Below are 26,006 nucleotides of genomic sequence, written 5' to 3' on the forward strand. Positions count from 1 at the left end.
TTATCCAACTGCTTTTTGAAATGAGAGAACAAACTTAGTGCCGCCATTTTCGGCATTCACAGCATTGATTTCTCCCCTCATGTCCTTCACAATGTTATAGGAAATTGAAAGGCCAAGCCCTAATCCCTTACCGACTTCTTTGGTCGTATAGAACGGGTCAAAAATTGATTCTTTAACTTCCGGTGGAATTCCGGGACCTGTATCGACAATTTCAATACAGACATTCTCTTCTGCATCAGTGACATCAACAGCAATCTTACGCTCTCCATCATTCTGCAGACCGATAGCATCGATGGCATTACCGATAATATTCACCAGCACCTGTTCAAGCCGGATATCTTCTGCGCTGATGACATGAGGCGCATCGTCATACCGACGCTCTATTTCAATCTCATCTTCTTTAATGCGTGATTTAAGCAACGCCAAAGACTGTTCAATAACCGGAACCACATCCACCGGATGCAGCTTATTTGAAGGGAGACGGGCAAACTTCTTCAGGTGGTTAATCATCCCCGCCATTCTAGCGCTTAGTTCGTCTATCTTCTCAATATTTTCCTGATGTAGATCAAGCTTCCCACGTTCTATAAGCAAGCGGGCATTATGCAGGTAATACCTGATTGCCGACAACGGCTGATTAAGCTCATGCGCAATACCAGCGGAAAGCTGTCCGAGTGCTGCAAGCTTTCCAGCCTGAACAAGCTCATCCTGTACCCTGCGGCGTTCTCGCACTTCCTGCCTGAGCTTCACGTTGATACGGCTCAAATGGTCTGTTTTCTGCCGTACCCTCTTCCGCAACAGCTCTTGCGCCTCTTCACGCTCTGTTACATCATGAAGCGTAATCAGCAAATTACGCTGTGCACGCTGCTGAACAGGACGGATAACCGCTTCCATAGGGAACTCGGAACCATCACGCTTAACGCCACAATATAAGGCAACAACTTGCGAATAATCCTTACTGAAAAATACAAGAGAACATGCATCGCTGAATGCCTGTCGTTCCGGCTCAGTAACAAAGGAAAAAAGCTGCTGCCCGATCATCTCATGCGGCTCTGAATCAAACAGACTAAGAGCCATTGTATTGAAAAAGCGAATAACTCCATCAGGATCGGCTATAACAAGCCCCACCGCAGCGTTATCGATGATAGCCTGTGCATTTGCCTCTTCCACTTCCTGAGCAGTGTCACGAAAAACGCGTAATGCGCCAGCCATCTTACCGATTTCATCATCACCAGCTTCAGGAACAGCATATTTCAGATCACCTCCGGCAATCGCCTGCATGCTTGTTGCCAAGGCATTAAGTCGTGCAACAATGCTGCCGCGCACATAAAACCACAGTACACAGGAAGCAATAATCAGACTGAAAAATACAAGTCCAAGCTGTGCCCATCGAGCATGTTCCAGCTTATCTTTGGTAACTGCAGCAGCGCTAAGGGCCTCATCCTGCGTGCGAGTAACAATTTTCCTGATTGCCGAACGTAGCTGCCCGACAATTATGGTGTTCTCGGTAAGGATCTCCTGCCCTTTAAGATTGTTTGCGAGAATGCGTTTTTTTAGAGCAAAAACGCCGTCTGCTCCTTCCGCTCTGGAAAGCACTTCAGAAAACACCTGATGCAAGGTAAGGGCACTCGCCTCTTCGGAAAAATGCTCCAAGTTTAATCGTAATGAAGCAATCGTGTCACTGGCAAGGGCAGCTAAGTTATCGACATGGGCAACAGTCTGTGCTGATGAAGCCTGCAAAAGCAAACTCACTAACAGATCACCGCTGCTGCCGATGCGGTCAACAATCTTCTTAAACATTCGGTTGGAACGCAGTCTGGCCACAGCAATATTTTTCTCACCCTGCCCGACTGCGCCTCGAATACGGTCAATGTCTGCATCAAAATTATAGTTTAAATCCTGACTAAGCGGTTCAATCTCTTCAAGCATGTCGGAATAGAGCCAGCGGAGACGCTCCATGTGCTTTTGCAGGCGTCTTTCCTCCCGCAAGCGGTCTGCAACAACAAGTTGTAATGAAAACAAGTTGTCATTCAAATGTACCAGCAAGTCATCTATCTCTCGACGAAGTTGCGGATTCGTAGACCCAAGAAGATTCACTTCAGCACTGAATTGCCGCAAAAGCACATCCAAATCAGCACGGATTTTCTTTTGTGTGTCTTCATCCGGAGCAGAGGCAAGGTTTGGAGCAATCGCAATAATCTGTCCACTTGTCTCAGCCACATCAGCAACCTGTGCTAATTCCGGCAAGTTTTTTTCTGTAATGGTTGCGAAAATATCGCTGGAACTTTCCAGAAGAAACAATGCCGTCAGTACCGATAATACAGTAATAGCCGCAATGGTACTAAACGCGAGAAGCAAGCGTTCCCAAATGCCTATTTTGGTAAAAAACGATGGCATCATTACTTTCTTTGTGCTGTATCCAACAGTTCATTAGCTTTTGTGAACCGCTCTTCAATAAACTGCTGCCATTGCAAAATCTGCTGCTGTTGATCAGAGCTTTTGGGCGTTCCATTAAACGAATTGGAAAAAATAGTATTATAAACAGGATTCCGGCTCTGTTCTTCGGTAACAGGTACTTCACTGAGCAACCTGTAGAACTCTTTCTTTACCATGGCAAAAGCAAGGTCATCAGCGCCATGCTGACGTTCGAGAGACAGCATGCGCTTCCAAAGCTGACGTCGCTCAAGCAATTTATATGTAATGAATTCCTCAAAAAGATGATTCACAAGATTATACCGCAACTGCGACAGGTAGACATCATATCGCTTAGAGTTGCCTTCCTTAATCATCTTAAGCAGTTGAGAATGCGTAGGTTTGCCACTGTCATACACTTGCAAGGCAACAGGCAAGCGATGTATCTGCGGGTTAAGCAGAATCGCCTGCCCCTCAGGCGACAACATAAAGTCAATAAACAGTTCAGCCTCAGCAGAGTTACTGCCGTTTTCTAACGCCCCAATTCCTGCCGGAGCAATCAGAGCAGGCTCGCCGTACCGGAATCTGAGATTATCCGCATCCGGCGCACGCCCAAGAATATCAATCACAAGCCCTACGCCATACAGTCCGCCCCGTACTCCTTCTGTCACGCTGAAGCTACGGGCAGAAAGTGTCACAAGGTTACCGGATATGCGCAGCAGGTATGCCCAGCCTTTCTCCCATCCCATCTTTTGCAAAATACTTTCTACAATCAGGTGGGTAGTGCCTGAGCGAGAAGGACTAGTCATAACAACATGACTATAATATTTTGAATCTACTATATCTTCCCAACACTTCGGAGCTGCGATTTCCTCATTATCCAAGTAGGACTGATTCCACATCCACCCCACAGCAGATAACGCAAAACCGTAAAAGTAACCGTCAGGATCATCCACGGACGCCCCGTTTACATCCACGGCCTTATACTGCCGATCACGCTCTGTGCGCCTCAGCATCTGCCCCTGTTTTAAAATCTCAAACGCGTCCGGTGAAGATGCCCAGAATACATCAAAGTTACGGGCATTCCCCCGTAGCAATTCAGCCACGGCTGACGTCGTTTTTTTATTAAGTATAGAAACAGCTATTTCAGGATGGAGATCTTGAAACCGCTTAACAAACGGTTCGTAGAAATTGGGAGGATACGAAGTAATTATTTGCAAACGGGAGTGCTGAGAAGCGTTTGCTGCAGAGACTGATCCTCCGCAAAGAAGAAGAGCAACAGTGACTCCAAACACGCACCAGCAAAAATATCGAACAGCCCTTACGAAGCCAACGTACATTAAGAACCTCCAGACAGTACCGCATGCCAGAAGAAATAGTGTACCTGCTTTAGAGCATGTTACGTGTAACCACTTAATAAAACTCAAAAAATGAATACAATATGGCAAGCGTGCCAAACTATAAAAGCATTTGTACAGAGGGTCAAGAATCTGCCCTTGCTTCCTATTAAGAACGCCCTTCACGCCCAGACTTTAAAAACAATACGCCACACTTGTTCCGATACAATCCTCTAACATTAACCAACACCCCCACGCATATTACCCACGCCAACAATGAGTCATTTAGGAACAAGACGTGTCAAAAGCGACCCATAAAAACACTCTCAAAAAACGTAACCGTTTTCTATATGTACAACAAAGTCAGACCACTAAAGCATTTCGCATTACTGGCACACAATTTGTTATGCGGAACGCAGTACCGTGAAAATATTGTCACGGTAGGAAGAGGAGGAGCACCAAATACCGCTCTTTTTTTTTGTACAAATACGATGCTGCCGGCTGATGGATTTCCGGCTGTAATCGTCAACCGGCGGTCAACCACCGCACACAACGTACGGAGTATGTGATGAAAAAACTTTTAGCATTACTCATGGCACTTGTTTTTGCCTTCCCTATGTATGCTATGGCCGAATACCCAAGCAAACCAATCACTATTATTGTTCCATCTAAAGCTGGTGGCTCAACTGATACTACTGCACGTATTTTTATTAATGCTGCGAAAAAGTACTGGAACGGTGCAAACTTTGTAGTTCAGAACATTCCAGGCTCCGGTGGACAGAAAGGTTTTGAAGCAATCGCACGTGCTAAAAACGACGGCCACACCATCGGCCTTGTTTTCACCACTCAGATTGTATCCCACATTGTTTCCAAGCGTGCTCGCTACACCCTCGACAGCTTCCATGTTATGGGTAACGCTGTAGACGATCCACTTCTCATTGCAGTTCCTAAAGAAAGCCCTATCACCGACCTTGCAGGCTTCATTAAAGCAGCAAAAGAAAACGCACTGACTGTTGCTGTTAACGGCATCGGTTCCGACGACTTTATCGCTGCTAAGAAATTTGAAAACAAAGCAGACGTTAGCTTCAACCTTCTTCCTACAAAAGGTTCTACCGAACAGAAAGCTCTGATTCTTGGTAACCACGCTGACGCAAGCATCATGAACCTTTCTCAGATGCAGGCTCAGCACAAAGCTGGCACCGCTCGCGTTATTGCTCTTCTTAACAAAGAGCGTTCCGACGTTCTTCCTGACGTAAAGACTGCTGCTGAACAGGGTTACGATGTTAACATGACTGCAACCCGCGGTTTTGTTGCTCCTGCTGGCATCGACAAAGACATTCTTGCAAAACTCGACGACCTTCTTGCTAAAGTTAACAGCGACCCTAACTTCATCGCAGACTGCAAAAAGAACGTATACAGCCGTCTCCCAATGTCCGGCGAAGACTACCGTGCATACCTTGAAGGTCTTCAGGTTGAAACCCAGTCTTTCTACGACAAGAACCCTTGGTAATAAAATATGACAAAAAGATTTGCTGAGTTACTGCTTCTCGGCGGATTTTTGGTACTTGCGGTGCTGCTTTACAACAGCACCGCAGCGTACCCGAAATTCGTTCAGGGATCGACAGCCGCATATGTTCGCTTTCTCGCGATCTGCCTTGGCATTCTGTGCCTGTTTGAACTGTTTTTTTCCTCTAAAAACAAAAAAGAGAATGGTCAGAAAGCGCCACTTAATATGGCTGACGCTCCTCGGCGATTCTGGGGATTATGCATCCTCTTATTCATCTACGCTGCCTCATTTGAATTCTTAGGATTCTATCTGGCATCAGCAATTTTTCTGCCAACAACAATGTTTCTGCTTGGAGCACGAAAACCAGTTTCAATAACTCTTACGACTGTAAGTATTCTGCTTTTCGTCTACCTCGTTTTTGAAAAATTGCTTGGAGTTTTCCTCCCGACAAGTAGCTTATTCGGTTAAGGATACATCGTATGATCTTAGAATCTATTTCTTCCCTTATGGCACCTATGCCATTGCTTGCTGTTCTTCTCGGCACTGTGTCCGGTGTTATCATCGGTGGTATGCCGGGACTGACTGCAACCATGGCTGTTGCTTTGCTCATCCCTGTAACCTTTACTCTAGATCCACTCATCGGGCTTGTTCTTATGGGCGGGGTATATTGCGGCGCTATGTACGGCGGATCAATTCCTGCAATTCTGCTGCGCACACCGGGTACTCCGGCAGCAGTTGCAACCGCGCTTGAAGGCTACCCAATGACACAGCAGGGTCGTGCTGGTCTTGCGCTTAAGGTTTCTGTTATTTCCAGCTGCGTCGGCGGCGTGTTTTCAACATTCATTCTGTTAATTCTGGCTCCACTACTCGCCCAGTTTGCACTCACATTCGGTCCGCCAGAATACTTCCTGCTTGCCATCCTCGGACTTGCCGGTCTTGTTTCCATGGCAGACGAAAAAACCGGCCTGATCAAATCTCTGATCTCAGGCGTGCTCGGTTTGATCATCGCGGTTGTAGGTACTGATCCTATCTCCGGTATGCTTCGTTACACAGCAGGTCTTACAGACTTATACGACGGTGTCGCATTTATGCCGGTACTTATCGGTATGTTCTCCATTTCACAGATGCTTTCACTCACCGGTAAAAAAAGTGTTGTGGACGACTCTGCACTCGTTACCGAGATCAAGCGCGAGCCGCTTCCAAAAGGAATTTTCAAATTCATCAGCATGGGTTCCCTTACCGGTACTCTTGTAGGCATTCTCCCTGGTGAAGGTGCAACCATTGCTGCGTTTCTTTCCTACAACATTGCAAGACGCCGTTCTAAGAAGCCTGAGCTGTTCGGTAATGGTAATCCGGAAGGTATTGCAGCGGCTGAAGCAGGTAACAACGGTTGTGTAGGCGGTTCTCTGGTTCCAACTCTTACTCTCGGCATTCCGGGCAACAGTGTTGCTGCGGCTTTGCTTGGCGGCTTGCTGGTTCATGGTCTCATTCCAGGACCGGAACTGTTCACCACCTATGGTTCCATGACCTACGCCTTCATCTTCTCACTCTTCCTTGCCAACATTATTTTCTTAATTCTGGGACTGTACATGGCACCGTACTTTGCAAGAATCTCTCTCACTCCTACTGAGCTGCTGATTCCTGTTGTGTGCCTGTTCTCAGTTCTGGGCTCTTACTCCATGAACAACAGTGTTCTTGATGTATTCCTGTGTTTGCTCTTCGGACTTGGAGCTGTGGTTCTGCACAAAACCGGCTTCTCCCTTGGAGCACTCATCCTTGGTCTTATCCTTGGACCAATTGCCGAAACAGGCTTTGCACAGGCACTCATCATGAGCAGAGGCAGCGCAGCTATCTTCTTCGAAAGCCCGCAAGCTCTCGCACTGTGGTTCATCACCTTCCTGTTGCTTGTGCCACCACTAGTCAACATCTTCAAAAAGCACCGTATGAAGTCAGCGTAATACGCCTCACTGCTAGTCCTTCTAAACGAAGCACCCTGCTGTTGCCCCCTACAAGACGGCAGAGATATATATCGGCTAGAGTGCACACTCTGACTTGCCCCCTGCATCACACGATGCAGGGGTTTTTTACTATTGGCAGGTAATCACCAAAAATCTTGTCACATACAGAGCAACAACACATTAGGCACTTTTTCTTCGTGTCATTCTCATAGCACGTCTGATTGCCCCTACTCTTCAGATCCAAATCTTCTTTTATCAACCTCTTCCTTAAGCCTGACACCTGATGGGGTCATACATAAGCCGCCCTTCCCCGTACAACGCAACGCATCCGGCAACATATTTCCCACTTCCCACATGGCGCCAATGACTTCATCAAGAGGTAATGTGCCACGAAATCCAAACATCGCGAGGTTTGCAGCCGTAACAGCGTTACTGACAGCTGCTACGTTACGACTGATACACGGCACCTCCACCTGCTCTGCCACAGGATCACAAATGAGTCCCAAAGAGTTTTGCATAGCAAAGGCTGCTGCATTACAAGCTGCTTCTGGTGAGCCTCCAGCCAGTTCCACAAGTGCAGCTGCAGCCATACTGGCTGCCGAACCACATTCTGCCTGACAGCCACAGACCTCTGCCGCAAAGGTTGCCTGTTCATTAATAAACACGCCAATAAGTCCCGCAACAAGCATTGCCTTTGCCGCTGTTTCCACTCTGGCATCTTGCGGTATATCAAGCTGATCAAGCATGCTGAAAACGGCAGCAGGAAGTACTCCGCATGACCCCGCTGTTGGTGCTGCCACCACGCACCCCATCGCCGCATTAAGCTCAGTAACAGACATCACTGTAGCCATGTCCAACATGCCACTCGGAATAAATTTTTCATCCATCACGGCATCACGAAGCCTCCAGGCAGAAGGCGTCAGAAACCCCTTCATGGTAAAATCACCAATCATACCGATCCTGACAGACTCTTCCATCGCCCGAATTATTCGTTCCATCATCTCCAAAACTTCAGCGACACTCAAACCACCACGAGCTGCTTCATACAATGCAGCAACTTTCCATAACGGCGTATCATGCTCTACACACCATTTGAGCATTTCTGCAGCGCGGGTGAACGGAACCTTGCAATCCGAAGAAGCCAGAACAGGCATTACAGGAGCAATGAGGCGCACACCGGTGCCGCCGCAACGGAGCCTTACTTTTTCCAACAACTCTTCTGAAATCTGCTGGCGTGTGTGGATGACAATAACGCCCTGCCATGCCCCGCTATTCCCATTATCACTGACACTATGACCGTGAACGGCAACATCTGCCTCACGTAGCAACGCTTCTACATCGGCACACAGCCCCTCAAGAGCGGAAAGATTGCCGCCTGACTGCATGATGACAAGTTCGAAGTAATCCCCGGTCAATGACACGGAGCACCCGTTTATTTCATTCAGTTCAATGCAGCCTCCGCCGACTGACAAACCACTTGCTGAAACGGTTCCTCCATGCTCATCCACTATCTCCAATAACACCGTGTTGGGATGGCTGGCGTCAAAATCTTTCACCTCAAAGCTCACCTCAATACCTTCTGACTTGATAAGCGAAAGTGCATCTGACAAGCGCGAATCATGCGGAGGCATTCCCATCAACCCTGCGGCCAAGCCTTGATCGGACTTCTGCCCCTTATATGTCATGGCAAAGGAACCATTCGTTTCAAATGTCATCTTCACACGTGAGAGCTTACCGTCACCTAATTGCCCCGCAAGGAACCCAATACGGGCAGGACCGGCGGTATGAGAACTGGACGGTCCAACCATGACCGGACCAATCACATCATTAAAAATGCTAGATGGTAATTTTGCCATATTACTTCCTCACGCTGCGTTAACATCCCATACGTTATACCTGAAACCAACTTAATCAAATTCAAGTTAGTTGTAGCAACAACCAGTGTACAATATTCCCTAGTAAGAGGTTATATTTTCTTTAGGAGATATAGGCTGGTGGGCTTACACCAAAAAGACTCCCGCAACGTATTGCGGGAGTCTTTATTTCAACTCGATGTAAGGAAGACCTGCATCTTCACACTGACATATCAGTCCCCCCTACGACTTCTTAGTAATTTTTCTAAATGCTGCTTCCGTAAGGTGAGCCATCAATTCATGGGAACCTTGAATAGCTTTTTCTTCATCACCAAATGCTACTGCACGCATAATTCCACGGTGAATCAGGCTGCCCTTCAAGTTATCAGACTCTTCTTTATTGGCAAACCAAAACCGTCTGGAAAGGCTCTGAACCTGCTCCATTGTATTATGGAAGTAGGGATTTCCTGTAGAGTCTGCGACGAGTGTATGGATATCCTGCAAACATTGAAGAATCCCCTCTTCGTCACCTTCCTCCGAACAAGCTACGATCTTATCGCCCAGCGCCAGCATTGCGGATTTTTGCTGAGCTGTGCCACGCAGAATAGCAAAACGAAGACATATTGGTTCAATCTGCCTGCGGACTTCCAGCATCTGAATCTGCTGCTCAGGGGTAATAGGTAAAAACTCAATCCCCTTTCTCGGATGAACCTTAAGCATGTTGTCATACTCAAGCTTCAGCAAAGCCTCACGCACAGGTGTACGTCCTAAGTTTAGCAACGACGCCAACTTATTTTCTGAATAGAGCTTAGAAGCATCCAATTCTCCGAAAACAAGCTTTCGTTCAATTTCAAGACGTGCAAATTCAGATTGGGATTTATTTTTCATCATTCCTTAATTCACTCTTCGCCATTTTTTATTGATATACAAGAAAGGCATCTTCAACCTCTTCTTTTCAACCACTGATATATCAAACAATGCCCTTACTCTCAATCAAAACACAACCACCCAATATCAAACAAATAAAACAAACACCTACAAAAGCACCCACTCCCTCCTCGCAAAAGAACTAACATATCAGCTCAACAAAAACACTCTTTAGAGCACCTATTGTGCCCACAAATCACCACTCTTGAGGCCTGAATATGAATTTCTTATATCTTTTTTTAAATTTTTATTGCTACATTCTAAGAACTGACATATCAGGAAGACATAGCGAACGACAAATTGACACAAAGTTCGTAGATTATCCCAACAAATCAAGGATAAAATAGATATACTAAAGGAGCGTCCTTTGAAACTCTGGAATGAAAAAGCGATCTCTTCACACGCTACCCCTGTCCTAAAAGAAGTAGATGTTGTTGTCTGCGGTGCCGGCCCAGCTGGCGTTGCTGCTGCAACAGTTTGCGGCAGACAGGGACTCAAAACATTACTTATTGAAAAAAATGGATTCTGTGGAGGCGCAGCAGTTTCAGGACTTTCAGGCACTATCTGCGGTCTCTATCTGGCGCAGGATGACATTGAAAACAAAGAATCCAAACAGATTGTTTTCGGGTTCGCAGAAGAATTCAAACAGCGCCTCTCTAAAAAAGGCGGCCTGACTGAACCACAAATTTACGGGAACACCCATGTTCTCACTTTTGATCCATTCTGCTGGCGTGAAGCTGCGGACGATTTGCTGGAAGAAGCCAATGTTTCTGTACTCTTCCACACGCTTGTGACTGAAGTAAGCAAAACTGAAAATGAGCTCACAGCCATCCGAATCGAATCCAGCGCCGGTCACTCATATATCAATGCCAAAGCTTTTATTGATTGCACTGGTGATGCAGCACTGATTGCAAAAAGCGGGTTAGAATACACATATGGTGACAATGGAGCCATTCAGAACCCGACCATGATGTTCAGAGTAAGCAACGTTGATACTTTGGCATTCTATGAATACTTCGGGAAAGACACCATCTGCCCTGCTGACTGTACTCAAAAGCTCTCAGAGGCGTACACAAAAGGAACTTACAATACACCTCGTGACCGCGTCTGGATTTTCCCTACCCCGCAAGACTCTATCTTCCTGATGAACTGCACTCAGCTTGCCGGTCAAAAAGGAGAGATGCTCAACGTAATCAATCCTGAAGACCGTACTCATGCTGAGATATCAGGACGCAGAGCTGCAAGAGAATATCATCGTTTCTTCAAGGACAATGTCCCTGCTTTTAAGGACTCTGAACTTATTGATATGGCACCGGAAGTTGGTGTCCGTCAGACACGCACCATTGTTGGTGAAAAACAGCTCAGCAATGAACACGTTATTAGCTGTACAAAATGCAAAGACGGCATCGTTCGTTCATCATGGCCTATTGAACTTCACGCAGGCGAGGTTTCCAAGTTAAACTGGCTGATCAACGACTACTACGAAATCCCATATGCCACCTTAGTACCAAAGGGACTGCATAATGTGATTGTTGCGGGTCGCTCACTGTGTGCAGAACACGAAGCTCTGGCATCATCACGCGTTACCGCCCAATGTTTTGAATACGGTCATGCTGCAGCAGTTGCCACCGCACTGGCATTTGAAGCGGGCTGTAGCTACAAAGACATAGATATCAACGAGCTTCGTAATCGCATGATTGCGAACGGAAGCTCTTTATAAACATTTTAACCTTACTTGTTTGTACTGTTATTAGTGAGAGGAGAACACTATGAACAATTGCAAAATTAGCCGAGTTGAATTGTATGCTGTTGCCGACCGCGAAGCACCTCCTATCCCTTGGGCGGATAATCAGGAGCCTCTGCTTTACACAAACAACATCGTACGTCTTATTACTGAAGACGGTATTGAAGGTGTGGGAGCAACCATCAGCTACACTGAAAACGACTTTGACCGCTGCATCATTGAAAGTATGCGTACCGTAGTTCCAGGTCTTATCGGTAAAAACCCGCTCATGACCGAAGAACTTTACGCATGGCTGGGCGCACGCTGCACCTGGGGAGGACTTCCTGCAAAGTCTCCTATCGATATCGCTGCATGGGATATAAAAGGGAAAAAAGCTGGGATGCCACTGTACATGCTGCTGGGCGGCGCACGAAACAAAATGCTTTCTTACGCTTCTACACCAATGTTTGATACCGTTGAAGAGTACTTCCCGTACATTGATGACTGCATCAACCATGGCTTCACCGCTATCAAGCTTCACTGCTACTGCGTGTTCAAAAAAGACCTTGCATTAGTTAAGGCAGTTCAGGAACGTTACGGCAATACTAACATCCGTTTCATGCTTGATACCGCCACCTTCTACACTCCTGAAGAAGCCATGAAGATGGCAAGACTTCTGGATGAATACGACTGGGAATGGCTGGAAGCACCTGTTTCCGACTACGACTACAAAACCTACCAGCGTCTTGTTGACAAAACTGACCTTGAGATTTCAAGCCACGGCAACTGCCTGCTCACCCTTCAGGAAGTAACCTACGCCCTTGGTAACGGCTTCTGGTCTGATGTTCGTCAGGATGCAACTGTTTGCGGCGGCATTACTCCGCTCAACAAGTGCTTCGCAATTGCAGAAGGCCACTCAAAGCGTCTTGAAATTCAATCCATGGGTTACACCATCACACAGGCTGCCAACCTTCATGTTGCGTTAGCCCACTACAACTGCAACTACTTTGAGCAGTTCTACCCATATGAAAGCTTTGAGCTTGCCTCCAACACCCCTATCCGCACCGACAAAGAAGGCTACGTTCATGCCCCTGCCGGCAATGGCCTTGGCGTTGAAATGGATTGGGATAAAGTGAAAGAAGCATCCATTGCTTCATACACATTTGAATAGTCGCATCGGAGAGTAGGATGAAATTTAAAAAAACAGAAGTAGACTTAAATCTTACGATTGTAAGTTTCTCATTTGTACTGCTGCTGGGGATTCTCGCTGTTCTTTTCCCTGCTGCAGTAAAAGGCACAATGGGTGCCATGCTCGACTTCACAGTCGTCAACCTTGGTACCGGCTTCCTTTGGTACACCATTTTTGCAACTGTTGTTTTGTTATTCCTTGCGCTTTCCAAGTACGGCAACATCCGTCTTGGCGGCGACAAACCAACATTCAACAAGTTCCAGCTATTCGCCATGGCACTTTCCGCAGGCATGGGTGCAAGCACCATGTACTGGGCGTTTATTGAATCCATTTACTACTTTATGGATCCACAGTTCGGTATTGTTGATAAGCCTATGGCAATGGAATTTGCTGCTGCATACAACATGTTCCATTGGGGTGCTGCAGGCTGGTTCACATACCTTATCGTTGCAATTCCATTCAGTATTGTATTCTACATCAAACGCAGCCGCCGTATGAGTCTCTCCGGTGTTGTTAACAGCATGTTTAATGACGCGCTGCCACTTTGGATGCAAAAGGTAATCGACCTTCTTTTCATTATCACTACCCTTGCTGCAACTGCTCTGACTCTGGGTCTCGGCATCCCGATGATTTCGTCCAACCTCAGCCAGCTTACAGGAATTCCGAACAACCTGTTCCTTGGCATCGGCGTTATCCTCGCACTGTCCGTTATCTTTTCTCTCAGCTCCTACATCGGTATTGAGAAAGGTATGGCGCGCCTGTCCAACGCAACCATCTACATTTGCGCAGGTCTGGTCGGTCTTATCTTCATTGTAGGTCCATCTGCACTTATTCTGAACAACACTACCAACGGTATCGGCGTCATGCTGAGCAACTACATCCGCATGAGCACCAACACTGACCCGTTCGGAACCACTCTGTTCCCTCAGTACTGGACCATCTTCTTCCTTGCGAACTGGATATCCTACTCCCCGGGTATCGGTGTATTCATCACTAAGATCTCCAAGGGACACAGACTCCGCGATGTTATCCTTATCCTCGTAGGTGCAGGTACTCTCGGAACATGTATCATCTTCGGCACATGCGGCACATTCACCATGAGTCTACAGAACTCCGGAGCCATCGATGCTGTTGGAATCATTCAGGCAGGCCAGCCTACTGAACTTGTAAAAGCAGTATTTGGTGAAACCCCGTTCCCTGCTCTTGTGACATTCATCTACCTGATCACCATGATTCTCTTTACCGTTACAACTCTTGACGGCACCTCCTACTCCCTTGCAGGGATTGCTACAAGACGTCTCGATAAAGAAGCAAACGTATCTCCACTCTTCCGCTTGTTCTGGTGCCTGCTCTTAACTGCACTTCCAATCATCTTCCTGCTGATTAATGCTAACCTGAACATTCTGAAGTCCTTCCCGATCCTCATCATTGTACCAATGATGCCAATCTTCGCAGTTCTTGGTTACAAGACCCTACGTTACATTCAGGAAGTATTCGGAAGCATGAGTGCCGAAGAAATTGAACGCTACTCAATTGAGGTATCCACCAAAGAAGACTAACCCCTCTTCTTCTCTACCCAGAACAAAAATAGGCAGGGCTCATCATGAGTCCTGCCTATTCTTATAGTAAGCTAATTAAATGACCTTCATCTGCCCGTAACATACCATGTATCTATATGCGTGGTGACCAAAAAAGCGAACCACTAGCTATACCCCCGTAAATCTAACTCTGCATCATCGTCAGATAAAAAATTGAATCTCTGATTGTTTTAATGCTATAGTTATGCACATCTTTTTTCTTCAGTTAATATCGTTCCCCATTCCTTATTAAAGGAGAAAGCATGCAAGCAAAAAACAGCATTAAATACAAAATTGGAATGGCATTCATTATACTAAGTATTACCTGCCCATTATTTTCCTTTCTTGTCCCTCTGTTAGAACTTCCTACAGCCACAACTTCGACTCTCGTTGCCTTTTTAATGATTGGAGCACCGGAGCTACTTCTTATTATTGGTGGTGCCCTTGCTGGCAAAGAGGCTTTGGAATCCATCAAATCAAAGCTATTTCAACCTGCAGGAAAAATTCGTTACCAGATAGGTATGACCATTTTTCTTTGTGGAATTCTTAGCAACTGGATTCTTATCTATCTCGAATTAACAGGGATCATGATGTTAGGACGTGAAACCATGCTCGTTATTATTGCAAGCATTGATATCGGAACTATTATCGGTATTTTTATGATGGGTGTTGAATTCTTTGAAAAATGTAAACGCTTATTTTGCTGGGAAGGCATGAACAATCGCAAATAGCTTATTATGAGTGAACTTCGAATGTTCAAACGTTACTAAAAAGCAATTCAGCAGACTCTCTACAGACTTTTGCCATCTCACTACATAAACCGCCGCATATTTATTCCAAGAGAAACAAAACGAGCCATGAGCCTTTCATAGTGAACACCACGCCAGTAGACACGCTTACATGTCGGACAACGTCGGAACGTGTGGTAACGAGCACGAGTTTTTGGTTCGAGAAGATGCTTGATTTCTGCCTTATCCACAGGCTCTGTTATGACATTGCAACGAAAACAACGGGAGAAGGCTCGTACACGGTTTGGCATTTTAAAATGCTTTAAAACTTCCTGCAGTTGCTCATCTGCCACTTGGGAGCGAATAAGCCGCCCATGTTCAACAGCACCCCTTTTGAGCAATCCCCTATCCCGAGAAAGAACCACCCTGCCTTCCCTGGCAGCCAATTCTGCGATATATTCATCATTCCATGTACGATGATAGGCAGCATCAAACCCAAAAGCCCGCAGCAATAAAGCCAATCTGGCTACATTCTCATCTACTAAGAAACGAAGTTCTTTCAGCGCAGGACGCAACAATGTAGTCCGTGTCACATCCACTGGATAATCAGATGTTAACCTTGCAGGCAGAAAGGTTATCCGCGCATCAGGGCTTAGTTGTAAGGAAAAATCATATTCCTTCCCATTCATGCGGATAGCGTAAACCTCTGTGGGTGGCACACCGATAGCCTCAACAACATCCTTTATAGAGGCCTCACGGTTAGCCGCATAACGCACAATTCCGAATTGATGCGCACACGTCAGCAATTCAATCAGTTCTCCTTCAAAGAATAAATGGGCGATATCCTCACTCATACCCTCACCTTAGGAAGACTTCTTCAACACATCCTCATCATTACCAATGAGACTACAATGGTGTTCTCTACATACCTTCACAATTCAGCATACCTCAGAAACGGCACGATACTCACATATATTCAACAAAAATCTACTTAGTACATCCTATACGACTCATATCCTCTTCAAGCACGACCATGAAAAGGCATTCATAGTGTCCGCAAGCAGCTTGAATGATAGTAGACAGTAGGTGCAGGCATGATATGATACCTAAATGAAATTCGACCATTTTCTTCAGCATATCTGCCCAGAATTAGGTCTCAACTGGCGCAAATACCGCCGCAAAGGAGCCCGCCGTGGAGTTTTGTCCCGCATGGCCAAACTCCGTCTCGCCACGTTCGAAGACTATATCGATTACATCCGTCTCAATCCCGAAGAAGGCAATCTACTTCCTGACATCATGCATATTACTGTAACGCGTTTTCACCGTGACAGGCTCTGCTGGGCAGAACTCATCAAGGTACTCCCAGAACTAGTCGTATCTGGACGAACAACTCGAGTTCTAAGCGCCGGATGCTGTGGCGGAGAAGAACCATACACAATGGCTATTATCTGGAAAGAATTGTTTGAAGCGCGGTTCGGTTCCATTGAAATACTTGCCGTCGACATGGACGAGCCAAGCTTGGAGCGTGCTCATAAAGCGATCTACGATAAATGGTCGCTCAGGGAACTGCCCGACCTCTGGCGCGAGAAATGGTTTATAAAGTCAGGAAAACGATTCCGTGTTTGTGAGGAAATCACCGACATGGTTCGTTTTGAACTTGGACACTTGATTCATGACCCACTGCACGGACCATTCGATCTCATTCTATGCCGCAATTTGTTCTTTACATATTTCACACGAGACCGACGATTTCAGGCCGCACTCAGATTGTGGGAGGCGCTCAGATTCAGCGGAGCACTTATGATCGGTGAAAAGGAAGGACTGAGTCCGCGAGAGCTAGAGCTATTCAAACCTTGGCCCGACATGCGCTGTTTGTTCCAGAAAGTTGAATAACAAGTGCAAGCCAGAGGAAACAGCACTCTATCTGCTCCTCAACGTACTCGGAACAGTCATGACCAATCATGTGAAGTCACTCCACACAGAGTATAAAACTCTATTGATTAGTCCATTGTTGCTATGACAGTAAAGGACATGCTGGCTTTTTTTCAACCCCGTTCAAAATCATCTTAACCATAAAGTATTACGACAAACTGCAACTCCTGCCTTCTGTTGATATTCTCACGCTGATCATTCAGCTCGCACTATGAATACCGTATAATGACAGTGTAAAACAAAATAACGATACACTTTAACCTGATAGAATAAGCCATGAAACAACAAGGCATCACTGACATTAGCCCCATACTGATTTCTTCCAAATCAGCCCAAGATCTTCCCTCCGACGCTGGAGGAAAGATACGAAATTTGCAGCGTCTGATACAGGCTAACTATCCTGTTCCACCTACATTGTTTTTACCATCTCAGGTGTATTTCTATTTCATTAGGCAGAATAGCCTGCAGCATCACATAACGTCGTTTGCCAACATAGACGTCGATGCTGTCCGCTGGGAAGAGATCTGGGATGCAGCACTCGCTTTGCGTAATCTTTTTCTCCGTCATCCCTTCCCTAATGAAATCGCACGCCCACTACTTAACACCATTTACGGCCAATTCGGCTCTGCTCCATTAGCTATTCGATCATGTGCGCAGCATGAGGATTCAACATTCTCTCATGCCGGAATGCATGATTCCATTCTTCATGTGTCAGGTGAAATAGATATCCTCAAAGCGGTACAGCAGGTCTGGGCTTCGTTATGGACAGACAGAGCTATCCTCTACAGAAAAGAGATGAATCTTGACGCCAAAACATCGGGCATGGGCGTAATCATACAGCCAATGTTTTATGGACAGACATCCGGAGTGCTTTTCACAAAAGATCCAACTGATGAATCAAGATTCACTATTGAAGCCATCTCAGGAAACGCCTCCGAGGTCGTAGACGACAACAATGACACAGAGCGGGTCTCTTTAAATCGGGAAACCGGAAAACTCATCACAAGGAAACGACCAGAATCTGTTCACCACAACACAATTTCCGATCCCCTTCTACCTGAGCTGTACAAATTAGGCATGGAGGTAGAACAACTATTAGCAGCCCCGCAGGACATTGAATGGACAGTAACAGATAATGAAATAAATATCTTACAATCCCGCCCAATCACAACATTTGCACACCCTGATGACAGGGGCTGGGATGCTGATGACAAACGACCGTGGTATGTCAGCCTCACCAGAAGTCACTCAAACCTGACAACCTTACGAAAACGAATCGAGCGTGAAATACTTCCTGAAATGTCAGCTGAAAGCGATGCAATGAAAAAAATTAATCTCGTTAATCTGACATGCGAGGAGCTAAAAAAAGAACTGGCTCACCGTAAAGAGCGGCTGGACTACTGGCGGGAGGTATATTGGCATGAACTTATTCCATTTGCACACACAGTCAGGCAATTTGGCGTACTGTACAACAACGTCATAACTCCGGACGATCCGTTTGAATTCACAATACTTCTCACGGGACAACATTTACTGGCCATCGAACGCAATACCATGCTTAAAAAATTAGCTGAAATGGTGCGAAACAACAAACAGCTGGAAAATGATCTCAAGCAAGGCATCTTACCTGACAACCATGAATACACAACACTACTCGACACCTATATGGAACGCTTTGGCGACTTGTCTTGCGGCACATCATGGTGCGAAGAAGGTCCATGGGGAATCATTCGATTAACCTTGCGCAACACTCCGGAGCCAACTCATCCTACGCCCGAAAAGCAGCCTGTTCATCTGGAAGAAATATTTTTGCAATCCGTTCCACCAAAACAGCGGGAATTCGCCCGTGACGTACTGGAGCTTGCTAGAGTCGGATACCGACTGCGTGACGACGACAACCTGTACCTTGGAAAAATTCAAGCACGTTACAATGAGGCTTTTACCATTGCGAAAGATTGTATTCCCGACCTCCAACATGAGCAGGTTGAGGCAAGGCAGCATACTCCCAAAGGATTGTACTGGGGAGATGAGCAGTCAGCCTCGAAACGTAACATCAACCTGAATGGCTGGGCAGCAGCAAATGGCATCGCCCTTGGTAAAGCACGAGTCATAACAACACCAGACGATTTATTCTATTTTCAGAAAGGTGAAGTACTGGTTTGCGATGCCCTTGATCCCAACATGACCTTCGTAGTGCCTATGGCCTCTGCAATTGTGGAGCGCAGAGGCGGAATGCTTGTTCATGGAGCAATAATTGCCCGTGAATACGGAATCCCCTGCGTAACAGGAATACCGGAGGTTACCGCACGAATTCACACTGGCGACGACCTCGTTGTCGATGGTTTCCGCGGAGTAGTGACAATTGAAACAGGTAAGAAAAAGACTAGGCAGGCAGTTCAAGTCAAAAACGTACTTGGTGGAGAACTAGAAACATGCTGCGCACGCCCTATGACAGGATTCTTCCGTAGGGGATCATGCGAAACTACAAGCTATGATCGTGGTAGCCACGTTGTTTGCGCGATTATGACAAACGAATTTTTAGAATTCACCTTATCTCAAGGAAATGATCTTATCAGCCCTTCAAAAGAAATGGGCTTTCCCGGGCTAGTTGCCGGCGATCGATGGTGCTTATGTGCCTCACGCTGGGAAGAAGCACGGCAGGCAGGAGTGGCCCCTCCCGTCATTCTGGAAGCGACAAACGAAGCGGCGTTACGCAATCTCCAGCGTGAAGCGCTGCAACAGCACGAAGCTCCCAAGAACGATAAAGCATAGAACAAGCCCCACTCTACAAATTTTCTATCGTGATCTGCTTGTTACAAAAAAGAACCGCCCTGTGTTCATCACACAGGGCGGCTTATTTTTACTGTTTTACATAAACCTTACTCCATCGTCGTCGTGCGAACTTATCAAGCTCCACAACCAAAATGACAGATGCTGCCACTGCAAAGCAGGTCATCCATTCCGAACCACTCAGTGGTCTGGTACGGAAAATCCACTCCAACGACCCTGAAGAAACAACCCAGACCTGAGCAGAAAGAGCCAGAATCATACTCACAAAGAGGAACCTGTTGGAAAACGGGTTAATGGCAAAAATAGAACTATATTCCGAACGAGCGTTGAACGCTTGGAAGAACTGGAATAGAACCATCGTCGTCATAGCCATGGTTCGAGATTTTTCAATCGAAAGTCCACTGACCAGAGCACCTTTGAAAACAAAAAACACACCTGTCGCGATACATAGGCTGACTATAACTGTCCGCTGTATAAGCAGCTTATTGATTATGCCTTCATTTGTAGGACGAGGAGGACGATCTTCAATTCCTTTTTCCCCCGGCTCAAAGGCAAAGGCCACGTCCTGAAGACCGTTTGTGACAAGGTTAATCCATAAGAGTTGAGCCGGTACATACGGGATGGGAATGCCGGTAAGCATGGTCAGCAAAATGGACCAGATTGCTGCAAGCCCCGTTGGAAGAAGGAAGAATATAGCTTTACGCAAGTTATCAAAAACGATACGCCCCTCTCGTACTGCATGGAATATACTGGAGAAGTTATCATCCACGAGCACCATATCCGAGGCTTCCCGAGCAACGTCAGTGCCACCCTTACCCATGGCAATACCGATATGGGCAGTTTTCAGTGCCGGAGCATCGTTTACGCCATCTCCTGTTACCGCAACAATTTCCTGCTGTTTTTTCAATGCATTAACGATACGGAACTTATCGTCTGGCGCAATTCGCGCAAACACGGTTGTTTCATGAACAACTTTTTCAAGCTCTTCATCAGTCATGTGAGCAAGCTGCACCCCACTTATGGCACCTGTTTCAGGTGGATCAAGTCCTAAGATACGGGCAATTGCAGTCGCTGTATCGGCATGGTCACCCGTTATCATGATAACGCGAATACCTGCGTTGTGACAGTTAGCCACGGCTTCAATGGCTTCAGGACGAGGCGGGTCAATCATACCCTGCAGACCGATAAACATGAGGTCTTTTGTTACATCATCATCGGTAACTGTAATCGCATCCTTCGGCATCTTTCGAATAGCAAAGGCAAGAACACGCATGCCCTCTGCTGCGTACTCCTTGGCTTTTTCCTGAATAACCTGACGATTCATGCCTTCCTGATACAAGCACCCAGTACACAATTCCATCAGCCTGTCATGGCCGCCTTTCACAAATAAATATTTCTCGCCTTCGTGTTCATGCAAAGTTGCCATGTATCCACGTTCAGACTCGAACGGCAAAATAGCGATACTTGGCCAACTATGACGTTCTGTTTCAACAGTCATCCCCGCCTTCATAGCGGAGACAATAAGAGCACCCTCTGTAGGGTCACCTTCCACTTCCCAATATTTTTTTTTGTGAATCAGCCGCGACTCGTTGCAAAGCAGACCTACTCTGAGCAATTCTCTCATACTGTTATCAGGAACCACAGGCACATTTCTTTCATCAACAAATTCACCTTCCGGCTCGTAACCAATACCACTGACGGCAATATCTTTCTCACCATCAAATAAACGTGTTACCGTCATACGGTTAACCGTAAGCGTGCCGGTTTTATCCGAGCAAATGGTAGTTGTACTGCCCAGTGTTTCAACAGCAGGAAGTTTGCGTATGACAGCATTGTTTTTAACCATCCGATTAACGCCCACAGCAAGAGCGATAGTAACAACAATTGGCAAGCCTTCCGGCACGGTGGCTACTGCCGCCGCAACAGCTGCAAGGAACATAGCTTTAACGGATTCACCCAAAAACAGCCCGAGAATAAATAGACCGGTGGCTGCAGCCAATACAAGTAAACCAATGAGTTTTGCGAGACGCTCTATTTTTTCCTGAATAGGAGCAACAACCTTACTTGCAGAACGAATATCCCGCGCAATAGTGCCCAACATTGTTTTTTCACCGGTGGAAACAACAACACCTCTGGCACGACCATTAACCACAATCGTACCCATAAATGCCATGTTTACCTGATCCCCGGGAGAAAGATCTTCCTCAAGTATCGGCGCAATATTTTTTACGGCAGGCAGAGATTCACCCGTAAGCATGGATTCATCCACCCGCAGTTCGGTTGTACTAAAAAGACGGATATCGGCAGGAACCATTGAACCGGAAATAAGAGATATTATGTCACCCGGAACAATACTGATGCTCTCCACTTCTTTTTCTTTGCCATCACGAACAACAATTGTCTTAGGAGTAACCATACGTTGAAGAGAACGGACGCTCTGCTCAGCTTTGGCTTCCTGCACGAAGCCTATCAGACCGTTAAGAACGATTACGGAAAGAATTACTATTGTGTCACCGTATTCACCTAAGGCGAATGTAACGGCTCCGGCAATAAGAAGTATAAAAATAAGAGGACTTTTCAGTTGGTGCAGTGCCAGCTCTAAATAGTTAACCTTGTCTTCTTTACCAACTGTATTATCACCATATTTTTTACGAAGTTCTTCTGCCTGTTCAATTGTCAGGCCATCAGGTCCGGTAGAAAATTCCGAGAATATTTCATCAATTGTGTTCCTATACCAACTCATAGGAAATTCCTCCTGAGGTTTGGGAATATCCTAACGTACACGTGGAGATGCACAATGAAAGTTTAAAAAAATACCCTCTAAGTAAATGAGCGAAACAGACTGATTGAACGTGCCCCCCTAACTTAGGGACAATTAAAGGAAAAGAGGCGCAAGATACTTCTATCACATGAAACAACATCAGAAAAAACAAATACGATACTAACCCTTATTTATTGTATTTTTATGCAAACTTCAAAAAAGAACGAGAACGAATGCAACTTGCAGTGGTTCGCGCTATAATACAAAATTACGTCTCCCTACCTGACAGTTGCACCTATAGTGATTACAAGTTATGAGACGCGCAACAGGTGTGTCATAACATTTTTTTACAGCACAACTTCAAGCCGTTTTCTCTCTTGAAAAAAGGCAGAAACAACTCTGAATTTTATTATCTTATCTATACGGAAACTTACAATTAACGACGAGATGGAGACTCTCAATGAACAACTCCGCATTGGTGGTTTTTTCAGGCGGCCAGGATTCTACCACATGTCTTGCCTGGGCTCTTGAACGATTCGACAGCGTAGCAACCATCGGCTTTTCTTACGGACAACGGCATGATGTAGAAATGGATTGCCGTAAAAATGTGTTGTCCGAGGTGTGTGGCCTCAATGACACATGGAAACAGCGCTTAAAGCATGATGAAGTGCTAGAAATTAACCTGTTTAACGAAATTGGTGGCACAGCGCTTACTGAAGAAGTCGAAATTCAGATGGGCGAAAATGGACTGCCAACCACCTTTGTTCCCGGTCGAAATCTTGTCTTTCTTACAGCAGCAGCCGCCTATGCTTACCGACAAGGAATCCGCCATATTGTCATAGGTGTTTGCGAAACAGATTTCTCTGGTTACCCAGATTGCCGAGACGACACCGTTAAGGCCATGCAGGTTGCTTTGAATCTGGGTATGGAATCCCGTTTTGTCATTCACACCCCGCTTATGTGGATAGATAAAGCAGCTACTTGGACAATGGCGGACGATCTTGGCGGAAAGCCGTTTGTTGATCTTGTGCGCGAACATACTCATACCTGTTATTTAGGCGACAGAACTGAATTGCATGCTTGGGGATACGGATGCGGAACCTGTCCGGCGTGTGAATTACGCGCAAAAGGATGGGAACAGTTTGAGGAAGGAAAACAATAAAAATGTCTTTTAGAGTCACCGAAATTTTTTACACCCTGCAGGGGGAAGGCTTCCATGCAGGAAGGGCTGCTGTATTCTGCCGCTTTTCAGGATGCAATCTTTGGACAGGCCGAGAAGAAGATAGAGAACAAGCTACATGTAAATTCTGCGACACAAACTTCGTACAGCCTGCAGAATCTGGTGGAACATTTGCCAGCGCTTCTGAGCTTGTCTCAAGCATTATGAATACCTTTCCAGATATTCAGCACGCCAAGTATACACCGTATGTTGTCTTTACAGGTGGAGAGCCTGCGCTACAGGTTACCCCTGAGCTGATTAGCTTGTTGAAAGAACAACAGGTTGAGATCGGCATAGAAACGAATGGCACTCTGCCCCTACCTGAAGGGCTAGACTGGATAACCGTAAGCCCTAAAGCTGGCACTCAGCTGGCTGTGACCTCTGGTCACGAATTAAAACTGGTATGGCCGCAGGAGAATGTTATCCTTTCTGACTTTCAGGCTCTTGATTTCGAGCATTTTTATATCCAGCCCAAAGATGGGCAGAAGCGCTCAACCTCAACACAGCTAGCCGTAAAAATATGCCGCGAAAATCCAGTCTGGAAACTAAGTTTGCAGACACATAAATATATTGGAATTCCATAGGAGAAAACCATGGAAATTTACGTTTCATTAAGCTTCGACGCAGCGCATCGCTTGCCTAATGTCCCTGAAGGACACAAATGTGGCAATTTGCATGGGCATACGTTTGTTGCAGAAATATACGTTTCAGGGGCTGTAGACGAAGCCTCTGGATGGGTAATTGACTTCGGCGACATTAAGACTGTTGCCAAGCCGGTAATTGAGCAGCTTGACCATCATTACCTGAATGACATTGCAGGACTGGATAATCCAACTAGCGAAAATATTGCTGTGTGGATGTGGAATAAATTAAAACCAACCCTTCCTGGCCTTTCTAAAATAGTCATAAAAGAAAGCCCTACCTCTGCCTCCATTTACACTGGTGCATAGCTTACACCACAAAGTGACTATGCGACATAATGAAACAAAGTTACGCTGCAGTCCTCTTTAAACAAAATCTGTAACAATTTTAGACTAACGCAAAAAAATATCCTCCAGCATTACACTGGAGGATATTTTTTATCCCCACCTTATACACTCATCACCCAATGTTTCTCCCATGCCAACACCATAATCACGCATTAGGTATAGAGATAGGCAGAAGCAAAAAAACATCTCACCTTTATGGGTTATATCCTGATCACACCCATATTTTACGGTATATTATAAAACTATTTGCTTACATTCCCCTACCACTGTGAACTAGAAATACCGATGATACCCTTGGTGCTTAATAAATTTCATTGAAAAACACAGCGCAATAAAACTACACTTTATACAAACCACTAAAGGGGAGACTGATATGAAAAAATACGTTCAAGTTTCTCACGACATGTGCGCTGAAACAAAGAATGAACCATATCCTAAAAAAGTCATCTGTGAAGCCTGTTTTAACGTTATCAAGAGCAATCCGGAACAACACCTTATTGAGGCCGATGCAGAAGGTATACCTGATCCTGAAGCTGAATGTGAGTTCAAACTTGCTTACAACTGCGAGTCACTTTAGGTGCATGAATAAAAGCAACAAATAACTTTCTAGAAAGTCATTAAAACCAGCGTGCAAGCAAAACATCCACCAGAGTTATCCCTACTCAAGTGCACCTAGTCTCACACAACCTAAATGTATATCTCTGCACTCACCTTCACTCGCAAAGTGGCACAAATCGTCATCAACGAAAGATGGTTTCATTATCGAAAAACACTTGTTAGCAACTGTCGTGTTTAATGAGTTCGAACATTAGTATTGCTTTTACAGAATGTTATCCGGTCATGCAGTAAGTCACCACAAGAAAGCCGCTCGAGTTATACACGAGCGGCTCCATTTCCCACACAGCACAAGCAGTCCTTGAACATACCTCTTCTACAACTGTATGAGAGAAAATAAAATATACTGTGCACTTCAGCTTTCCCCTCCTAAAATTATAAGGTGAGAAAACTCCTTACTTCGTAATAAGGACAGCTTCTCCAACAAAGACTCCGAACGGTTTCACCTCAACATGGCAGCCCCCAAACAATACCCCCAAGGGTCTGCAATAA

At 45.8% G+C, this 26,006-nt stretch carries 19 protein-coding genes; 13 read left to right on the plus strand and 6 right to left on the minus strand.

From position 1 onward, the window contains the following. Together BUR09_RS12395 and BUR09_RS12400 are read right to left on the minus strand one after the other, a co-directional pair. Positions 1-2,397, minus strand: coding sequence for an ATP-binding protein (locus BUR09_RS12395; protein WP_084539472.1), 2,397 nt, complete (start codon positions 2,395-2,397; stop codon positions 1-3). After that, positions 2,397-3,749: an ABC transporter substrate-binding protein gene (locus BUR09_RS12400; protein WP_074217267.1), complete on the minus strand. Its 1,353-nt coding sequence runs from the start codon at positions 3,747-3,749 to the stop codon at positions 2,397-2,399. Before BUR09_RS12400 ends, BUR09_RS12395 begins: the two co-directional genes overlap by 1 nt. A gap of 565 nt (positions 3,750-4,314) precedes the next feature. On the opposite strand from BUR09_RS12400, the gene BUR09_RS12405 reads away from it, so the two are divergent. Genes BUR09_RS12405 through BUR09_RS12415 form a run of 3 tightly spaced genes read left to right on the plus strand, consistent with a single transcriptional unit; the run spans position 4,315 to position 7,211 of the window. After that, complete coding sequence (locus BUR09_RS12405) at positions 4,315-5,256, plus strand: tripartite tricarboxylate transporter substrate binding protein (RefSeq protein WP_084539473.1); 942 nt, start codon at positions 4,315-4,317, stop codon at positions 5,254-5,256. A 6-nt stretch (positions 5,257-5,262) separates the two neighbouring features. Beyond that, positions 5,263-5,721 (plus strand): tripartite tricarboxylate transporter TctB family protein, encoded by a 459-nt coding sequence (locus tag BUR09_RS12410; RefSeq protein ID WP_074217269.1) that lies wholly within the window; start codon positions 5,263-5,265, stop codon positions 5,719-5,721. 11 nt (positions 5,722-5,732) lie between these two features. Then, positions 5,733-7,211, plus strand: a complete 1,479-nt coding sequence (locus tag BUR09_RS12415; protein WP_074217270.1) for a tripartite tricarboxylate transporter permease — start codon at positions 5,733-5,735, stop codon at positions 7,209-7,211. Between the two features lie 227 nt (positions 7,212-7,438). Here BUR09_RS12415 and BUR09_RS12420 read toward each other — a convergent pair whose 3' ends face one another. Both BUR09_RS12420 and BUR09_RS12425 read right to left on the minus strand, forming a co-directional pair. Continuing rightward, a complete protein-coding gene (locus tag BUR09_RS12420) occupies positions 7,439-9,067 on the minus strand; it encodes an L-serine ammonia-lyase, iron-sulfur-dependent, subunit alpha (protein WP_074217271.1) in 1,629 nt (542 codons plus the stop codon). 240 nt (positions 9,068-9,307) lie between these two features. Beyond that, complete coding sequence (locus BUR09_RS12425; RefSeq protein ID WP_074217272.1) at positions 9,308-9,955, minus strand: GntR family transcriptional regulator; 648 nt, start codon at positions 9,953-9,955, stop codon at positions 9,308-9,310. 403 nt (positions 9,956-10,358) lie between these two features. Here BUR09_RS12425 and BUR09_RS12430 point away from each other — a divergent pair, with 403 nt between their 5' ends. The 4 genes from BUR09_RS12430 to BUR09_RS12445 all read left to right on the plus strand — a co-directional run bounded on the left by BUR09_RS12430 (position 10,359) and on the right by BUR09_RS12445 (position 15,211). Then, entirely contained in the window at positions 10,359-11,711 is a 1,353-nt protein-coding gene (locus BUR09_RS12430; RefSeq protein WP_074217273.1) for an FAD-dependent oxidoreductase, read from the plus strand. Positions 11,712-11,760: 49 nt separating this feature from the next. Further along, positions 11,761-12,885: a mandelate racemase/muconate lactonizing enzyme family protein gene (locus BUR09_RS12435; RefSeq protein ID WP_074217274.1), complete on the plus strand. Its 1,125-nt coding sequence runs from the start codon at positions 11,761-11,763 to the stop codon at positions 12,883-12,885. Between the two features lie 17 nt (positions 12,886-12,902). Next, on the plus strand, positions 12,903-14,462 hold the full coding sequence (locus BUR09_RS12440; protein ID WP_074217275.1) for a BCCT family transporter: 1,560 nt from the start codon (positions 12,903-12,905) through the stop codon (positions 14,460-14,462). A 281-nt stretch (positions 14,463-14,743) separates the two neighbouring features. Continuing rightward, positions 14,744-15,211 carry a transporter suffix domain-containing protein gene (locus BUR09_RS12445; protein ID WP_074217276.1) on the plus strand — a complete coding sequence of 156 codons (468 nt, stop codon included), beginning with the start codon at positions 14,744-14,746 and terminating at the stop codon, positions 15,209-15,211. Between the two features lie 80 nt (positions 15,212-15,291). On the opposite strand, the gene BUR09_RS12450 is transcribed toward BUR09_RS12445, so the two are convergent. After that, on the minus strand, positions 15,292-16,062 hold the full coding sequence (locus BUR09_RS12450; RefSeq protein WP_074217277.1) for a Mut7-C RNAse domain-containing protein: 771 nt from the start codon (positions 16,060-16,062) through the stop codon (positions 15,292-15,294). Between the two features lie 256 nt (positions 16,063-16,318). On the opposite strand from BUR09_RS12450, the gene BUR09_RS12455 reads away from it, so the two are divergent. Together BUR09_RS12455 and BUR09_RS12460 are read left to right on the plus strand one after the other, a co-directional pair. Beyond that, positions 16,319-17,101 (plus strand): CheR family methyltransferase, encoded by a 783-nt coding sequence (locus tag BUR09_RS12455; protein WP_074217278.1) that lies wholly within the window; start codon positions 16,319-16,321, stop codon positions 17,099-17,101. 315 nt (positions 17,102-17,416) lie between these two features. After that, positions 17,417-19,912, plus strand: coding sequence for a DUF2237 family protein (locus tag BUR09_RS12460; protein WP_084539474.1), 2,496 nt, complete (start codon positions 17,417-17,419; stop codon positions 19,910-19,912). A gap of 88 nt (positions 19,913-20,000) precedes the next feature. Here BUR09_RS12460 and BUR09_RS12465 read toward each other — a convergent pair whose 3' ends face one another. Continuing rightward, positions 20,001-22,673, minus strand: coding sequence for a cation-translocating P-type ATPase (locus BUR09_RS12465; protein WP_074217279.1), 2,673 nt, complete (start codon positions 22,671-22,673; stop codon positions 20,001-20,003). A 478-nt stretch (positions 22,674-23,151) separates the two neighbouring features. Between BUR09_RS12465 and queC the strand changes: the two genes are divergently transcribed. The 4 genes from queC to BUR09_RS12485 all read left to right on the plus strand — a co-directional run bounded on the left by queC (position 23,152) and on the right by BUR09_RS12485 (position 25,476). Continuing rightward, complete coding sequence (queC, locus tag BUR09_RS12470; protein WP_074217280.1) at positions 23,152-23,853, plus strand: 7-cyano-7-deazaguanine synthase QueC; 702 nt, start codon at positions 23,152-23,154, stop codon at positions 23,851-23,853. A 2-nt stretch (positions 23,854-23,855) separates the two neighbouring features. After that, positions 23,856-24,494 (plus strand): 7-carboxy-7-deazaguanine synthase, encoded by a 639-nt coding sequence (gene queE, locus BUR09_RS12475; protein WP_074217281.1) that lies wholly within the window; start codon positions 23,856-23,858, stop codon positions 24,492-24,494. A 9-nt stretch (positions 24,495-24,503) separates the two neighbouring features. Further along, positions 24,504-24,860, plus strand: a complete 357-nt coding sequence (gene queD, locus BUR09_RS12480) for a 6-carboxytetrahydropterin synthase QueD (protein WP_074217282.1) — start codon at positions 24,504-24,506, stop codon at positions 24,858-24,860. A gap of 412 nt (positions 24,861-25,272) precedes the next feature. Continuing rightward, on the plus strand, positions 25,273-25,476 hold the full coding sequence (locus BUR09_RS12485) for a hypothetical protein (protein ID WP_074217283.1): 204 nt from the start codon (positions 25,273-25,275) through the stop codon (positions 25,474-25,476). The last annotated feature ends 530 nt before the right edge of the window (positions 25,477-26,006 follow it).

This window comes from Halodesulfovibrio marinisediminis DSM 17456, from assembly GCF_900129975.1.
In the GTDB taxonomy this organism is placed as follows: Bacteria; Desulfobacterota; Desulfovibrionia; order Desulfovibrionales; family Desulfovibrionaceae; genus Halodesulfovibrio; species Halodesulfovibrio marinisediminis.

Bases quoted from the DNA above. Each gene is read 5' to 3' on its own strand.
- BUR09_RS12395 (WP_084539472.1), bottom strand. From the start codon at position 2,397: ATGATGCCATCGTTTTTTACCAAAATAGGCATTTGGGAACGCTTGCTT.
- BUR09_RS12400 (WP_074217267.1), bottom strand. From the start codon at position 3,749: ATGTACGTTGGCTTCGTAAGGGCTGTTCGATATTTTTGCTGGTGCGTG.
- BUR09_RS12405 (WP_084539473.1), top strand. From the start codon at position 4,315: ATGAAAAAACTTTTAGCATTACTCATGGCACTTGTTTTTGCCTTCCCT.
- BUR09_RS12410 (WP_074217269.1), top strand. From the start codon at position 5,263: ATGACAAAAAGATTTGCTGAGTTACTGCTTCTCGGCGGATTTTTGGTA.
- BUR09_RS12415 (WP_074217270.1), top strand. From the start codon at position 5,733: ATGATCTTAGAATCTATTTCTTCCCTTATGGCACCTATGCCATTGCTT.
- BUR09_RS12420 (WP_074217271.1), bottom strand. From the start codon at position 9,067: ATGGCAAAATTACCATCTAGCATTTTTAATGATGTGATTGGTCCGGTC.
- BUR09_RS12425 (WP_074217272.1), bottom strand. From the start codon at position 9,955: ATGATGAAAAATAAATCCCAATCTGAATTTGCACGTCTTGAAATTGAA.
- BUR09_RS12435 (WP_074217274.1), top strand. From the start codon at position 11,761: ATGAACAATTGCAAAATTAGCCGAGTTGAATTGTATGCTGTTGCCGAC.
- BUR09_RS12440 (WP_074217275.1), top strand. From the start codon at position 12,903: ATGAAATTTAAAAAAACAGAAGTAGACTTAAATCTTACGATTGTAAGT.
- BUR09_RS12445 (WP_074217276.1), top strand. From the start codon at position 14,744: ATGCAAGCAAAAAACAGCATTAAATACAAAATTGGAATGGCATTCATT.
- BUR09_RS12450 (WP_074217277.1), bottom strand. From the start codon at position 16,062: ATGAGTGAGGATATCGCCCATTTATTCTTTGAAGGAGAACTGATTGAA.
- BUR09_RS12455 (WP_074217278.1), top strand. From the start codon at position 16,319: ATGAAATTCGACCATTTTCTTCAGCATATCTGCCCAGAATTAGGTCTC.
- BUR09_RS12460 (WP_084539474.1), top strand. From the start codon at position 17,417: ATGAAACAACAAGGCATCACTGACATTAGCCCCATACTGATTTCTTCC.
- BUR09_RS12465 (WP_074217279.1), bottom strand. From the start codon at position 22,673: ATGAGTTGGTATAGGAACACAATTGATGAAATATTCTCGGAATTTTCT.
- queC (WP_074217280.1), top strand. From the start codon at position 23,152: ATGAACAACTCCGCATTGGTGGTTTTTTCAGGCGGCCAGGATTCTACC.
- queE (WP_074217281.1), top strand. From the start codon at position 23,856: ATGTCTTTTAGAGTCACCGAAATTTTTTACACCCTGCAGGGGGAAGGC.
- queD (WP_074217282.1), top strand. From the start codon at position 24,504: ATGGAAATTTACGTTTCATTAAGCTTCGACGCAGCGCATCGCTTGCCT.
- BUR09_RS12485 (WP_074217283.1), top strand. From the start codon at position 25,273: ATGAAAAAATACGTTCAAGTTTCTCACGACATGTGCGCTGAAACAAAG.